17 protein-coding genes and 1 pseudogene are annotated in these 13765 nt (G+C 35.5%); 7 read left to right on the forward strand and 11 right to left on the reverse strand.

Features of this window, described 5'->3' with window-relative positions:
- Position 1: 1 nt before the first annotated feature.
- Entirely contained in the window at positions 2–895 is an 894-nt protein-coding gene (locus ACFQZ9_RS03280) for a zinc-binding dehydrogenase (RefSeq protein WP_498942596.1), read from the reverse strand.
- A gap of 239 nt (positions 896–1134) precedes the next feature.
- Here ACFQZ9_RS03280 and ACFQZ9_RS03285 point away from each other — a divergent pair, with 239 nt between their 5' ends.
- From ACFQZ9_RS03285 to ACFQZ9_RS03310, 6 genes are all read left to right on the forward strand, one after another.
- On the forward strand, positions 1135–1569 hold the full coding sequence (locus ACFQZ9_RS03285) for a MarR family winged helix-turn-helix transcriptional regulator (protein ID WP_498942300.1): 435 nt from the start codon (positions 1135–1137) through the stop codon (positions 1567–1569).
- A gap of 51 nt (positions 1570–1620) precedes the next feature.
- Positions 1621–2268 carry a Rossmann-fold NAD(P)-binding domain-containing protein gene (locus ACFQZ9_RS03290; RefSeq protein ID WP_498942301.1) on the forward strand — a complete coding sequence of 216 codons (648 nt, stop codon included), beginning with the start codon at positions 1621–1623 and terminating at the stop codon, positions 2266–2268.
- 105 nt (positions 2269–2373) lie between these two features.
- Positions 2374–2910, forward strand: a complete 537-nt coding sequence (locus ACFQZ9_RS03295) for an NAD(P)H-dependent oxidoreductase (protein ID WP_498942302.1) — start codon at positions 2374–2376, stop codon at positions 2908–2910.
- 89 nt (positions 2911–2999) lie between these two features.
- On the forward strand, positions 3000–3524 hold the full coding sequence (locus ACFQZ9_RS03300) for an NAD(P)H-dependent oxidoreductase (protein WP_198312654.1): 525 nt from the start codon (positions 3000–3002) through the stop codon (positions 3522–3524).
- Between the two features lie 15 nt (positions 3525–3539).
- Complete coding sequence (locus ACFQZ9_RS03305) at positions 3540–3755, forward strand: aldo-keto reductase family protein (RefSeq protein ID WP_498942303.1); 216 nt, start codon at positions 3540–3542, stop codon at positions 3753–3755.
- Positions 3724–4053, forward strand: a complete 330-nt coding sequence (locus tag ACFQZ9_RS03310) for a hypothetical protein (RefSeq protein WP_498942304.1) — start codon at positions 3724–3726, stop codon at positions 4051–4053. Before ACFQZ9_RS03305 ends, ACFQZ9_RS03310 begins: the two co-directional genes overlap by 32 nt.
- Before the next feature lie 896 nt (positions 4054–4949).
- Here the strand turns inward: ACFQZ9_RS03310 and ACFQZ9_RS03315 are convergent.
- The 5 genes and pseudogenes from ACFQZ9_RS03315 to ACFQZ9_RS03335 form a co-directional block, all read right to left on the reverse strand.
- Positions 4950–5435 (reverse strand): hypothetical protein, encoded by a 486-nt coding sequence (locus tag ACFQZ9_RS03315; protein WP_498942305.1) that lies wholly within the window; start codon positions 5433–5435, stop codon positions 4950–4952.
- 195 nt (positions 5436–5630) lie between these two features.
- Positions 5631–6047, reverse strand: coding sequence for a VOC family protein (locus tag ACFQZ9_RS03320; RefSeq protein ID WP_498942306.1), 417 nt, complete (start codon positions 6045–6047; stop codon positions 5631–5633).
- Positions 6048–6122: 75 nt separating this feature from the next.
- The gene (locus ACFQZ9_RS03325) at positions 6123–6620 is read right to left on the reverse strand and encodes a DinB family protein (protein ID WP_498942307.1); all 498 of its coding nucleotides are present in this window, start codon (positions 6618–6620) and stop codon (positions 6123–6125) included.
- A gap of 313 nt (positions 6621–6933) precedes the next feature.
- Positions 6934–7106, reverse strand: a pseudogene (locus tag ACFQZ9_RS03330) (helicase); the annotation flags it as partial.
- Positions 7107–7274: 168 nt separating this feature from the next.
- Positions 7275–8090, reverse strand: a complete 816-nt coding sequence (locus ACFQZ9_RS03335; protein WP_498942308.1) for a lipid II flippase Amj family protein — start codon at positions 8088–8090, stop codon at positions 7275–7277.
- Between the two features lie 209 nt (positions 8091–8299).
- Here ACFQZ9_RS03335 and infC point away from each other — a divergent pair, with 209 nt between their 5' ends.
- Positions 8300–8776 (forward strand): translation initiation factor IF-3, encoded by a 477-nt coding sequence (gene infC, locus ACFQZ9_RS03340; protein WP_498942309.1) that lies wholly within the window; start codon positions 8300–8302, stop codon positions 8774–8776.
- Between the two features lie 153 nt (positions 8777–8929).
- Here the strand turns inward: infC and ACFQZ9_RS03345 are convergent, their stop codons facing one another.
- The 5 genes from ACFQZ9_RS03345 to ACFQZ9_RS03365 all read right to left on the reverse strand — a co-directional run bounded on the left by ACFQZ9_RS03345 (position 8930) and on the right by ACFQZ9_RS03365 (position 13654).
- Complete coding sequence (locus tag ACFQZ9_RS03345; protein ID WP_198312645.1) at positions 8930–9136, reverse strand: zinc ribbon domain-containing protein; 207 nt, start codon at positions 9134–9136, stop codon at positions 8930–8932.
- A 398-nt stretch (positions 9137–9534) separates the two neighbouring features.
- Complete coding sequence (locus tag ACFQZ9_RS03350; RefSeq protein ID WP_026574136.1) at positions 9535–9735, reverse strand: cold-shock protein; 201 nt, start codon at positions 9733–9735, stop codon at positions 9535–9537.
- A 166-nt stretch (positions 9736–9901) separates the two neighbouring features.
- Positions 9902–11005 (reverse strand): Ger(x)C family spore germination protein, encoded by a 1104-nt coding sequence (locus tag ACFQZ9_RS03355; RefSeq protein WP_498942310.1) that lies wholly within the window; start codon positions 11003–11005, stop codon positions 9902–9904.
- The gene (locus tag ACFQZ9_RS03360) at positions 11002–12102 is read right to left on the reverse strand and encodes a GerAB/ArcD/ProY family transporter (protein WP_498942311.1); all 1101 of its coding nucleotides are present in this window, start codon (positions 12100–12102) and stop codon (positions 11002–11004) included. The genes ACFQZ9_RS03355 and ACFQZ9_RS03360 overlap by 4 nt, the downstream gene beginning before the upstream one ends.
- A 4-nt stretch (positions 12103–12106) precedes the next feature.
- The gene (locus tag ACFQZ9_RS03365) at positions 12107–13654 is read right to left on the reverse strand and encodes a spore germination protein (RefSeq protein WP_498942312.1); all 1548 of its coding nucleotides are present in this window, start codon (positions 13652–13654) and stop codon (positions 12107–12109) included.
- Positions 13655–13765 lie beyond the last annotated feature (111 nt).

Here is a 13765-nt window from a genome sequence, read left to right on the forward strand (position 1 = left end):
CCTATTTTATTTTTGCTACAATTTTCCCCTTCACATGTCGCTCTGAAAGACGGAAAAAAGCTTCTGGAACTTCCTCAAGGCTTATCACTTCTTTTAACATAGAAGAAACTTTCCCTTCAACCACTAACTTAAGCATTTCATCTCCCATTACCCCTAAATCTTGTTGAGCCTTATAACTACCTGATTGATGTGCTGCACCGAGGGCAATTTCATGATACGAAACCGATTTTGTAAAAGGCTTTATTTTTGTAAAATCGGGTGCACCTGATATAAAAACAATTTGTCCCAAAAATGCAAGAGTATCTAATGAATCCGTTGCACTTTGTCTACTTAATACATCTACGACTGCATCCACACCATGTCCATCCGTAATCCCCATAACTCTTTTGGTCACATCTTCTTGATGGTAATCAATGACATAATCTGCTCCAAATGATTTTACATATTTATGGTTATGACTGGAAGCAGTGGAAATCACCTTTTTACCTGCATGTTTGGCTAATTGAACAGCAAATCCTCCTACTCCACCAGCACCGCCATGTATTAAAATAGTTTCAACTTGATCCATTGGCAGTTTACGGAATAACAATTGGTATGCTGTGTATCCAGCTGTCGGTAAAGCAGCCGAATCTTCAAACGTTACTCCGTCTGGAATTCGAGAAACAGTATGTGCCGGGGTAACAGAATATTCTGCATAGCCATCCTTCTTTGTAAGGTCTCCATGATAGACTACTCGATCACCTTTTTTCCACTGAGTGACCCCTTCACCAATCTCTGCCACTATTCCTGCTACGTCTAAACCAGGAATATGAGGATAGGACCAATTGGAATTACCACCAGTAGTTGTTTTATAATCAACAGGATTTAACCCAACTGCATGTACCTCAACTAAAATCTTCCCTGGACCGAGATTTGGTGTTTAGACTTCTTCTACCTTCATGTCTCCCCATTTACCTTTTTCACGTAATAGCAATGCTTTCATTTATATCATCCTTTTCATCTAATCTTAATAAGTTTTGGAACAAAGTTTATAATATATACTGTTTCAGATGGAAACAAGAAATATGATTTAGTTGACCTTAACGTAATTTCGTGTTAATTTGTATATGCAAATGAAAAAAAGGATTTGATCAAATGAATGAAGAAGAACAGGTATTAATTCATTGTCTTTACTTTACTGCCAGCCGGTTTGCTCGTAACATTACAAAATTAGCCGAAAAAACATTTGATTTTGGTGACCTTGCTCCCTCTTATCTTTACATGATTATGATTGTGAAGTTCCATCCGGAAATCACACAGAAGGAATTATGCCACAAGTTATCCATTGCTCCTTCAACCAGTACGAGATTTATAGATAAACTGGAAAAATTAAAACTGGTCACCAGAAAAATGGATGGGAAACAATCGTTTATCTCTTTAACTGAAGAAGGAGAAAAAGTATACCATCAATTTCGGATTTCTTTAAAAGAATTGTTTACCAGCTATTCCAGTGTTTTAGGACGCGAGTTCAGTAAAGATTTAAGCAAAATGCTTTACGAAGCAAGCAATAAACTAGAAAGAGACCTATAAATTTTTTTACCCTTACATTTGCATATACAAATAAATAAGGAGGCAGTTGTTATGTCAGAAAAGATTTTTCTAATTGTCGGTGCTGGTCCAGGGATTAGCTTAAATACAGCAAGAAAATTCGGCAAAGAAGGCTTTAAAGTTGCTTTGATTTCCCGCAGCATGGAGTCATTACAAAAATATGAAAATGAACTTAAAACTGAAGGGATTGAAGCAAAAGGGTTTCCAGGGGATGCCTCTTCAGAAGAATCTATAAAAACAGCCATTGATGCGGTAATAAAAATGTATGGAAAAATTGATGTACTCTTATACAATGCTGCTTCAGGAAAACCAGGCAAACCAACAAGCTTAAACGCTGACCAAATAGTTGAAGATTTTAAAATTAGTGTAGCTGGAGCTCTTACAAGTGTAAAAGAAGTGATTCCCTATATGCAAAATGGAACCATTCTGTTAACCGGCGGCGGATTATCTCTTCACCCATATGCTGATTATGCTTCATTAGCTATTGGAAAAGCAGGAATTCGTAATTTAGCATATAGCTTGCACCAAGAATTGAGCCCTAAAGGAATTTATGTTGGAACCTTAACGGTTAAAGGGTTTGTACAAGAAGGAACCTATTTCTCTCCTGAAAATATTGCGAATGCATTTTATAGCATGTACGAAAATCAAACGGAAGCGGAAATTATCTTTGAAGAAAAGTAAAATTTTTTTAACATTACATTTGTATGTACAAATATTTAATTTTATTGTAAGCAACAATAAGTGAAATCAAAATCGAAAAGAAAATATACAAAAGGAGACTTACAAATGAAAACTCTTGTAATTATCGCTCACCCTAATTTGGAACAATCTCGAATTAACCGCAAATGGATGCAGGAATTAGAAAAACACGAAAAAATAACAATTCATACCCTTTATCAAGCGTATCCAGAAGGGAAAATAAACGTTGCACACGAACAAAGCCTATTAGAATCACATGACCGTATTATTCTTCAATTTCCACTCTATTGGTACAGCACACCTTCTTTGTTAAAAAAATGGCAGGATGAAGTGCTCTCCTACGGCTGGGCATATGGCGAAGGAGGCGACAAGCTTCATGGTAAAGAACTGGGTCTTGCGATTTCAACCTTTGGACCGGAAGATTCCTACCAGCCTACTGGCTACAATCATTTTACCATGGAGACTTTAACCACTCCTTTACAGCAAACAAGCAACCTCATTGGTACCCGTTTTATGCCGTTATTTGTGCTGAATGGTGTTATGCGTGTTACAGATGAACAACTTGAAGAAAATGCAAAAGCATATGTAAATCACGTTCTTCATCCATCCTTAATCGAAGCTTGATTTAAATATTTAAAGAAAGGGATTTCTTCCACTGAAATCCCTTTTAATGATTATTATTCACGTGTATAAACAATTGAAAGGTGATTAAGATGAAAACATTAGTTATTGTAGCCCATCCAAACTTAGAACAGTCGAAGGTAAATAGAACGTGGATGAACCGTCTTCAACAAGAAGAAAATATTTCGGTCCACAACCTATATGCACATTACCCGACATTTGAGATTGATGTGGAAAAAGAACAGCAGCTTCTTTTGGAGCATGATCGAATCATATTGCAATTCCCTTTCTACTGGTACAGTTCACCCGCTTTATTAAAACAGTGGCAGGATTGGGTTCTTACTTACGGTTGGGCATATGGATCGAGAGGAACGAAATTGCGCGGCAAAGAGCTTATGTTAGTCATTTCAACAGGCGGACCAGAAACAGCCTATCAAGCTGGCGGATATAATCACTTCAGCATGAGCGAATTAATCAAACCATTCCAGGCAACCGCTAACTTGACCGGAATGCGGTTCTTGCCCTCTTTTACGAAGCATGGAGTACGCCTCTTAACGATCGAACATATACGCGAAAGTGCTGAAGAATTGGTACGACATCTAAAAAATAACTATTAGAAAAGAGGTCTTGTCATGAATTATAAATTGTTAGGACGAAGCGGCTTCCGAGTGTCTGAATTAGCTTTGGGCACGATGACGTTTGGGGAAGATTGGGGATTTGGTGCTTCTAAAGAAGAAAGCAAAAAAATCTTCAATGCTTTCGTTGAAGCTGGTGGGAATTTTATCGATACGGCTGTCAATTATACGAATGGAACAAGTGAAAAATATGTTGGTGAATTTATTCGTTGATATAAAAAATATTGTTAAGGATTTACCTGAGCAAGAGGTAAGGTCATACTTACAATTCATTCTTTATAGGATTGCATTGTTAGAGGAAAAAGAGAATTCATTAGTTGAGTTTGCAAAAGATCTTAAAGAAATTTTTAATAAAATTCTCTATCCAAAAGTTACAGACCCAGATCCATATGGAAAAAGTAATTACAAAAAAATTCATATACAATTTGGATACCCATATTTAAGACAACCATTAAAAGAATTAAACATCCTTGAAGAAGAGTTTATTATAGCTTTCCACGAAAATTTCTAAGAATATCCACTTAAAATACTCCTTATAAAATGGTTTAATAGCAGGTGCCTTTCATTTGATAGAAAAGATTTCCTTTATGAAAATAAAATTCTTAATAAGTTCAGATTCATTGATTGATATACGATTCGTTAAATCTCTCGTTCTCAATACAAACTCTTTAACCCCTATAAATTCGGATTCAGCAATCAGGTAAAATTGTGTTCCTTTTTTATATCCATTAAATTGCCTTTTAAGTGTATATAACTTCATTGATAACCCTCTTATGATAAATTAAAATGATTTTTGTTTGTGTTATTTTTTTATAAATGGAATTATACCATTAATAGTAGCAAAAATGGCAGCTGGATCTTCAACTCTTGCACCCTATAGTTTAAGTACATAATTTCACAACCACACAAAAAGCTTTAGATTTTTCTCACTTTATCATATTTTCTTTTTAATAGGATAAAATCTTCATTAGTTTTCAGTTCAGGAAATTTATCAGTTACAGTATCGAACAAATCTTGAATGGATTTTAACGCTCCATCCAAGAATTCTTCTTTATCAATAATAAAGTTACTCTTTATTGGATCAAATTGTTAATATAGTTAATGACTTGTTAAATTTCTTAGCAGAATCAGATAAAACCTTGCTTGTATGAATTAGGTGAACCTCATTTTGGCTTCAAAAGGGATCCTTCCGTTCAAAGGTATTTGTAGGTAATTCAAAAAGAAGTTATTTTCTCTATGGGTTATAATCAACAATTTTTCGATAATGATAATGATGATGGAAGTGGAGACGGGATTGATGATAGTGATAGTAGTGAGTAGTAATATACCTGCGATTTTAATTTACAGAGAGGAAAATTAAAACAACATTAGAAAAAAAGGTGCAATTATAAATATAAGTGCAACCAGCTATGGTCGCACTTTATGATATGAATTGATTAATTTCAATTCCTTTTCAGACTTACCTGAATCACGACAAAGTGAAAGTAAGTCTGCATTAACCACATAAGTAAATGTATCTTCTGTTTTTATTTTCTTCTTTTCATTAATAATCAATTCATCACGTTGTAAAGAGATTTTTATAAGATGGGTGTATATTCTGTCGTTTTCACTTGGCCCAAGCTGCCTTATCCAAATCCGTATTCCTTCTTGTTTAAGCTCTCCCCAACTTATGGAGTCTGCATGATATTTATTATGATAATAATCCACTAAGCTATGATGCAGCCATACCTGCATTGTGTTATATATAAACATCTTTGTAGCTTGATCCTTCACTTCTATTTCTTTTCCTACTGACATAATTTGAGGTTTTTCTGACTTCATAATGTTAGAAGCATATGCATTTCCAACAATAAGGAAAAATAGCACAACTAACATTAAAGCTGCTTTCTTCATAGCATTCACCCCGTGTTTTTAGAATAGGGTTGCCTAAATGATATTTTTTATTGCATTCGCAATAGAAGTAATGTGCACTAGGGCGTTCTTTTTGACATATTCTAATCTGATAAAAAATAAATAAAAAGATGATACCTTTTATTAAGACATCATCCCTTAGAATATTAAGCTTGATTCGCCTTTAAACCTTAAAATTTATTCTTGATTAATTGCACTTTCATCCATATGAGCAACTTCCCATAAATGACCGTCTAAATCCTGAAACCCCCATATATACATAAATCCATGATCTTGAGGCTCACTAAAAGATTTACCACCAGATGACAAAGCCTTATTTACTATCTCATCCACTTGATCCCGACTTTCAGCTGAAAAGCTGAGAATTGCTTCGGCAGAAGTAGTAGTATCCACAATTTTCTTGTTACTAAATCCTTTGAAACGTTCTTCAATCATTATCATGGCAAAAATGTTGTCACTGATGATCATACAAGATGTGGTCTCATCGGAGAATTGTGGGTTGAACTCAAAACCAAGCTCCTTGAAAAAATTGGTGGACTTATTCACGTCTTTTACTGATAAATTGATAAAGATGTTTTTGGATGTGAATGCCATTTTTTAATACCTCCTGGAGAAATTTTTGTACAAGAAGTCGGCAGACGCCGGCTTTTTTATATCACCAATAAAATATCAGCTTTTTTGAGGATTCATTGCTTCCCATTCTTCTTTGCTAGGACCATATACCCCAGGAACTTTCAAGTCAGCTTGTCTCATAAGGACAGTCAATTGTCCACGATGATGAGCCTGATGTTGAATTAGCAGACGGAAAACAGCTTGAACTGGCATGTCCATTCCAAATACATTCACCATTTTGTTCATTTCTTCATCTGAAACCTGTTCAGAAAATGCCTGTGTTAACCTTTGACTTACTATTTTGTAGGTCTCACTAATTTCAGTTGCTGATAGCGGTGCCTCTTTTTGAAGATCAGGAACCTCAAATTTTAATCCAACCTGTGAAGGAAAATAGTAAGCTGCTCCAGTAATGTGCCAAGCCAAGCTTCCAATGCAGTATAACCCTGGAGAAACCTCCTGATTCAACGATTCATCCGTCAGCACATCCAGCACTTTTTGGGTAACAGCTGCCTCCTGTTTCCATTCGTTTAAAAAATCATTTACTGATGTAAACATTCCATTTCCTCCTCAAATTAACAATTCATCAATTTTTTGGCATGACTTTCTAAATCATTGTATCATGTACAGCTAACCATCGCCTCTCTTTAAGGCTAATTATTCAAGAATATTTGCCCACTATTGTTAGTATCAGTTTTTACTAGAGATAGCAGTTCATATTAAACCTGCACCATTAGTGCACAACAAAAAAAGGCTACTATAGCAGCCAGATATTAATGAACTAAAGCACTTTTTTAGTTGAACAAAAGAAGGTAATTTTTTCTTGATTTCTCACTTCTAAAAGTATTTTTGTTTGAAAGGATAAACTGATCTTCAGGCTGTACTTTGTATAGGAGTCGTAAATTTATCATCTGCAAACAGTCTTTCTCCATACTCATTCATTAAAATGGAATATTGTTGCAATTTCTGAATAAGCTGCGATTTCGTAAGTCCGCCACCCTCTACTGTTCTAGTAATAATAGGACAAACGGGGTATATTCGTATATGTGGTCACTCATAAAAAATTGGGTATAAAGATTAAATATTAATTCATTCTACAATTCTCCATAAATCCCTTATTCAACTAACCTCCCCTTTCGTTCAACAAGAAAGAGTTGCCTTAATGACAGCTCTGATCTTAAACTCAAGCACCTGTTAGTGAAAAAAAAACCATTAAATCCACTTAGCAAACCAAGCAACATAATATGCCGCAGGGATAAGCAGTAGTTGAGCCACAATTGTACCCAAAAATTTTGAACTAATCATCGTCAAAGAGTAGCTTTTTAAATAAATATAATTCGTTTGTTTTTTCATCACTCTATCAGCTAATACGGAAGCTTTAGGGTCAATAAATAAAGTCAATAAAATAGTTGCAATACCATTTATAATCCCAGATGACATTAAAGCAGCTTGTGCATAATCTTTTGGAACTATCATTGATGCATAAATGGAAGACAATACCCCGATGGTAAATACAGCGGAAATGATGACATTAAACACAAAGAGCCGCTTTGGAATTGTTTTTAATGTAATTCCCTTTAGATAAGAAAATCTTGGTAGTCTAAAACACATTAATATTTTTCTGATGCTTTTTCGATTGAATTGAGTCATAAACAGTGTAATTATTGAACCACGTTGATTTGAAAGTTGAATGATAGCTCTTGAAAAAATATTTATGAACGTTGGAAAAAGCAGTATCCCGAACAACACTCCAATTGAGGTTACTCCGATTAAAATCCTATATTGTTCCTCTATGTAATGTAATTTGTTTAGATCAGGTGCTTCTGCGATAAGTTTTGCAGTAAGAGGTTGCTGTATCATTGTAGAAAACCTTGAAACAATTACCAGGGTACTAAACAAAGATAACGCAGTAGCAATCAATTTTACCCTTGCTCCTGAAATTCTTGTTGAATAAGCTAATGTCTCAATCATTGTGATTATCAATAAAAATAGAGATATTATTATGACCTTACCTGTAATTAACTCCATAAAAGTCCCCTTTAAAAAAATATTATAGATGTATTATACACTAGATCTATTGTTTCGGAATTATTTGAAAAAGTGTAAAGCTTTACTTCCAAAGCATTCATTAACTAATTACCAGAAACAGATCAAGCGCCCTACCATTTTTTATTTCTTATCATAAAATGTAATGAATGAGTTTAAATAGGAGGAATTGATCTATAAAAAAAATAATTATGAACGAAGCGATTCAATCAAAAATAGTGAGACTCGTATCAGAAAGCGGTCAACAAGTGTTACCCACCGTTCAAGCGCTTAACATGGCAATTGAGATGGGATTAGACCTTGTTCAAATCAATGAATCAGATCCACCGGTTTGTAAGATTTTAGATGGCGGTAAATACAAATTTGAAATGCAGAAAAAAGAAAAGCAGAACAAACAGAATCAGAAAATCATCATCACTAAAGAAATACGGTTATCCATCACGATTGATGAAAATGATCTTCAAACAAAAGTAAACAGCGCCATCACCTTTTTAACAAAAGGATATCATGTAAAAGTAAGTGTTCGATTTCGTGGAAGAGAAATCACACATTCTAAAATCGGCGAAGATCTCCTCGCTAATTTTTGCCAAGAGGTTAGCCATCTAGTGAATTCTAAAACAGAAGCAATATTGCAAGGTCGAGTGTTATCGATTTTGTTAAAACCATAATAACGAAACTTTTAAACGGGTGCATAAGTATAAAATTACACATAAAAATAGCGTGCAATTGAACACGCTATTTTTATGTGGTTTGGGTTAAAATGAATAGTTATTTTTCACAAATAATTTAGCTATAGATTCCAGTGAGTTTCTTTTTATCTTTTATGAACCGAAAAATAAATCCAGTATATTTGATGCTTTCGATGATTGCTTATTATAGAACTCGGAATAACCGCAATTCTTACAATAAACAACAATAAATTGATTGTGTTGAACATCAAACATTTTGGATAATCCTGTACCCGTCATCGCAACTTCTTTTTTTCCTGCATCTTTGCTTCCACATTTTGTACAACCTTGTTCAGACATATCTGTTCTCCTCTCTCTAAAACTTCCTTATTACCTATTTATAGTTGCATTTTTTATTTTTACTCCTAAAAACTGTTTTGGCATTTAATGAATGTTGTTAATGATTGGAGATTTGTATTATTGGATTTTGTTGATTTGAGCTTGATGAGGCAATAGCATACCAGATGCCATATTGGTAAGAATAAATGAAAAAAAACGAGATGATAAGGTGTTGTTATGGCTTGTTCTCTAAGTAGTTATAAAGAAATTAGGAAATCCTCAAATTATATGTTACACTTTGTTTACCGTTTGATTTACAGTTTTCATGTACCCTACTCATTCTTGAGTGGGGTTTTTATTTTTTTTGGAAAATAAAGACAGACTCTTTAATTAGAGTCTGTCTTTATTTGTTCTTATGATTATGCCTTACGTACGTTAGCTGCCTGTGCACCACGTTGACCTTGCTCAACGTCAAAAGTAACAGCTTGTCCTTCTTCTAAAGTTTTGAAACCTTCGCCTTGGATCGCTGAGAAATGAACGAATACATCTTCTCCACCTTCACGTTCGATGAATCCGAAGCCTTTTTCGCTGTTAAACCATTTTACTTTACCGTTTTCCATTTTTATTGCCTCCTAGCGTGTAAATCCACACAATGTATTACTATTCTTGCTCTCAGTGATCATTAGACGAAAAGTTGATACTTATACAATCCTTTACACGGAACAAAAATAATTCATTAATAGGATAGCATTTATTGTAAGCGCCTTCAAGTATTATAAAAATAAGTTACTTAATGGTTCCCATCCCGCTAATGGTTACATTTACCTTAACCTTTACATCAGCCTTCGAAAATTCGTTTTCCCAATGATTTTGGACTTTTTTCCACTCTGGATACGTATATGCTCTTGCATATAGCCCATAGCCAAAAGGGTCAATTTTCGCTTTTTGCGTTTTCTTTATTAAGTGCTCGAAATCTGCTTTCAGTTTTGTTTGAATACTCTTTTCGAGTTTGGCTGCGTCTTTCCTTACATTGAAAGGAAAAAGCATTTCTGTAATCGTAACACGCATTTTTATATTGGTGTCAAAAATATAATGACCATCATACCTTACCTTTGTTTTTACTTTGATACTTTGTGTGCCAAAGCTTAACCAATGTTTCTCTTGACCATTCGGTTTCAACGGGACTGAGAGGGTAAATGGAAAATCCCCTCTTTTTTTGTTCTGCAAGATCCGTAATAATTTGTTTTCGTGTGGATTGATCGTTAACTTGTATAAGCCGTTTTCATCCAGAAGAGCCGTTCCGGTCAACATGATTTTGCTATTTTTTTTCATCTCGGTAATACTTGCCGTCATCCCTTTTTCAATCATTTGTTCATGAAATTCTTGAAGGGATGTTTTTACCGTTACATTTCTTCTGTAAGCGGTATCTATTAAATTTGCTAAATACAGTGGGAGACGAGGCTTGTCCTTCGGCCTAAAAAAGATTACGTCCGAAACAGGCCCATCTACTGCGACGACACGCGAAGTTACCGTATTCTTTGGATCTCGATAGTAGGGATCGATGTATCTTACCCAGTTTTTTTGTTTCAAAAGCTTTTTCCCAATTAAGATTAATTGGGTTTTGCTTCCCGATGTCAATGCCATCACCGTGGTATCAAAAAGTTCCCTTGAATCTCGAATTGTATAGGCTTTTACAGCGACTTTCTCCTCCTTCATCGGCGCTTCTTTGTTAAAGACAGGACTTGTCATGTACACTACTAAATGATTATCCTCATCCAAATCTAAACCAAGGATAAGTGTCAGAGTGACATCCTCTACATTGATTTGGTCAGCACATCCGGTCAACATAAAAACCGAGAGCAATAAGCAGCCTAGTATTTTCCTTTTCAATGGTTTCCCCTCCGACGGTACTTTTCATATATCCAGGTATAAACCCATAAAAAGGGAGGAACTACATAAGCCAATTGCAGCCCTCCTTTAACAATCATCGTTTGCCATTTTTCAGATTCCATCCAGGTAGGTTGAAACCAAAATACTAAGCCAATAATGATTAATAATAAGACGACTACATGAGGGCTATGATCCTGTTTTCCCAGTAATTGACTAGAACAAAATGTTGCAAAGTATACGCAAGGTATCCAGGCTGTGGAAACAACAATCAGATAATGAGCCAATAAAATCATGTCAAACCGCTCCAAAAAGCGAAATTCAATTAATTTAAGTAAATTCAGGACGGGCTGATTAAATTCTAATATCCCATCGGGGCTAAAATAGGCAAAACAGACAATCGTCACAAATAAATAAAACAACATGGTTAAGGTGTTCGCAATGGTAATTCCGAGAACAGCATGCTGCTTTTTTTGTAAAAAGGGGTACAAGAAGAATGCCACTTCAAATCCCAAAAAGGAAAAAGCTGTGGTGGGTACTGCAGATATTACTGGTTTCCACCCTTCTTTAAGTAATGGAAGAAAGTGAAGCAAATTTCCATCCCTAAGCGGTATCAAGAAAAAAAGTGGAATCCACATCACCATATAAAAAGATAGCTCGGAATATCTGCCTAAAATGCGAATTCCGTTGCGGGCTATTATAAAAGTAGGAATCGAGAACAAAAGTAATATAATGTAATCCGGCGTTCTAGGCAGGAACCATGCCTTGACATAAAGGCAAGCGTTCACAAGGATGGTCCAAGCATAAAAAGCAAAATACAACATATAAACAATGACTACTGCTTTCCCAATAATCTTTCCAAATAATCGGATAAGAATCTCGTAAAGTGTATCTTCTGGGTATCTTTCCACCGTTTTAATAATAAAGATACTCGCCATCATAGAAAAAACCCATCCAATGAGTAAAGAGATCCATCCGTCTGTTCCTGCTTTTTCTGCAAGTACACGCGGAAGCGCCAGAACACCGGTTCCCACCTGTGTTCCATTAATTAGGAAAATATACTGCATAAGAGTAATTTCATTATAGGCATATTTTTTCATTATCTCACCTTTTTGTGCGATTTCTCCCCTGCCGAATCAATCGATTAGACCCGGTGCCTTTTGGGCGCTTTTTCATTACCCATAAAGGAAAACGCATAAAGGCATCCTTCATATCGGTAATTCTAAAAGGAGCTAAAGGACTCCCGTAAGGAGTGCCTAACGATTCAAGACTAATTAAATGGCCAACTATGGTCATGCCACCGATCACAATTCCAATCACACCAAACAAGGAAGCCGCTAGCATCATCGGAAATCTCAATAATCTTATGGAAGAACTCATATCATAATTGGGGATGTTATAGGAAGCGATGGCTGTAATGGCTACGACTATGATCATAATGTTGCTTACAATCCCTGCCTGAACCGCCGCTTGACCAATGATAATGCCGCCCACTATTCCAATTGTCTGGCCGATTGGGGTGGGAAGCCGTAATGCTGCTTCCCTCATTAATTCTAATGTAACTTCCATAAGAATCGCTTCCATCACAGGTGAGAGTGGTACTTGTATCCTGGATTCTGCAATTGATAACAAGAGCTTCATGGGAATAACCTCAAAATTAAAGGAAATAAACGCAACATACGTCGCAGGCAAAAATAAAGCAATCATTAAGGCAATGAAACGCAATAATCGGATAAATGAAGCAACTAACCAACGTGTCCCGTAATCATCTATCCCCTGAAAAAAAGACATAAAATTCGTTGGAGCTATTAATACGCTCGGGGATCGATCTAAAATAATCGCAAATCTCCCTTGAAGAATTTGAGATGCAGCTGAATCAGGTCTTTCAGTTAAGATAAATTGTGGAAAGGGTGAAAAAGGATTATCTTCAATGTACTCGATCAGTTCACCAGTATTAATGATGGCGTCCACATTAATATTTTGTATCCGTGTTTCTAGTTCTCTTAGCACCTCTTCAGAAGCTACATCACTTAAATATAAAATGGAAACTTTTGATTTCCCCCTAATACCGACTGTCATCTCTTTCAATCGTAATTCCTGTTGGGGGATATACCTGCGAATTAATGCAATATTTTGACTCCCGGTTTCAACAAATCCTTGATGAGCACCTTTTAGAGATATTTCGTTTTGAGGATCTTTTATTTCTCTTTGCGGCCAACCTTTTGTAGCTAATTGATAGGCTGAGTTTTGACCACTTAATAATAAGATGCTATTTCCTCCTAAAATAGCCTCTTCAATTTGACTATATGTATAGGCGATTTCGATTTCTCCCAATGTAATTGGCAGTTCCTGATTTGGGTCGAAGGGGCTTTGCATCAGGGGCTTCAGAACGTGATATTGGATTGCATTTTTGTCCGTCAATCCTTTCAAGTATACTAAAGCGGCATCTGTCAAATTCCCTGCCATTTTAAATCGACGAATCACTAAATCAGGTGCTTGAGAAAATTGTTGGAGAAGTTTCTCTGTATTTTGAGTTAAATCCACAGAAAGGACATCATCTTGCCTATTTTTCAATTGAAGGTTAAAATGGTTGTTCTTTTGTTTGCCCCCAAAAGAGCCCTTGCCTGTTAAAAACTTCAGAAAATCAAACATCCTCTCTGTCCCTCTCTGCTTTTGCACTATGAATATGTTTTTAATATGCATTCTTAGAGGAAAAATATTCTATTCGATCTCCTATGCATATAGTTACGACCCACTTTTTTC

Source organism: Neobacillus sp. GCM10027624 (genome assembly GCF_042675345.1).
GTDB classification, from domain to species: domain Bacteria; phylum Bacillota; class Bacilli; order Bacillales; family Cytobacillaceae; genus Neobacillus; species Neobacillus cucumis_D.

Bases quoted from the DNA above. Each gene is read 5' to 3' on its own strand.
- ACFQZ9_RS03285 (WP_498942300.1), top strand. From the start codon at position 1,135: ATGAATGAAGAAGAACAGGTATTAATTCATTGTCTTTACTTTACTGCC.
- ACFQZ9_RS03290 (WP_498942301.1), top strand. From the start codon at position 1,621: ATGTCAGAAAAGATTTTTCTAATTGTCGGTGCTGGTCCAGGGATTAGC.
- ACFQZ9_RS03295 (WP_498942302.1), top strand. From the start codon at position 2,374: ATGAAAACTCTTGTAATTATCGCTCACCCTAATTTGGAACAATCTCGA.
- ACFQZ9_RS03300 (WP_198312654.1), top strand. From the start codon at position 3,000: ATGAAAACATTAGTTATTGTAGCCCATCCAAACTTAGAACAGTCGAAG.
- ACFQZ9_RS03305 (WP_498942303.1), top strand. From the start codon at position 3,540: ATGAATTATAAATTGTTAGGACGAAGCGGCTTCCGAGTGTCTGAATTA.
- ACFQZ9_RS03315 (WP_498942305.1), bottom strand. From the start codon at position 5,435: ATGAAGAAAGCAGCTTTAATGTTAGTTGTGCTATTTTTCCTTATTGTT.
- ACFQZ9_RS03320 (WP_498942306.1), bottom strand. From the start codon at position 6,047: ATGGCATTCACATCCAAAAACATCTTTATCAATTTATCAGTAAAAGAC.
- ACFQZ9_RS03325 (WP_498942307.1), bottom strand. From the start codon at position 6,620: ATGTTTACATCAGTAAATGATTTTTTAAACGAATGGAAACAGGAGGCA.
- ACFQZ9_RS03335 (WP_498942308.1), bottom strand. From the start codon at position 8,090: ATGGAGTTAATTACAGGTAAGGTCATAATAATATCTCTATTTTTATTG.
- infC (WP_498942309.1), top strand. From the start codon at position 8,300: ATGAACGAAGCGATTCAATCAAAAATAGTGAGACTCGTATCAGAAAGC.
- ACFQZ9_RS03345 (WP_198312645.1), bottom strand. From the start codon at position 9,136: ATGTCTGAACAAGGTTGTACAAAATGTGGAAGCAAAGATGCAGGAAAA.
- ACFQZ9_RS03350 (WP_026574136.1), bottom strand. From the start codon at position 9,735: ATGGAAAACGGTAAAGTAAAATGGTTTAACAGCGAAAAAGGCTTCGGA.
- ACFQZ9_RS03360 (WP_498942311.1), bottom strand. From the start codon at position 12,102: ATGAAAAAATATGCCTATAATGAAATTACTCTTATGCAGTATATTTTC.
- ACFQZ9_RS03365 (WP_498942312.1), bottom strand. From the start codon at position 13,654: ATGTTTGATTTTCTGAAGTTTTTAACAGGCAAGGGCTCTTTTGGGGGC.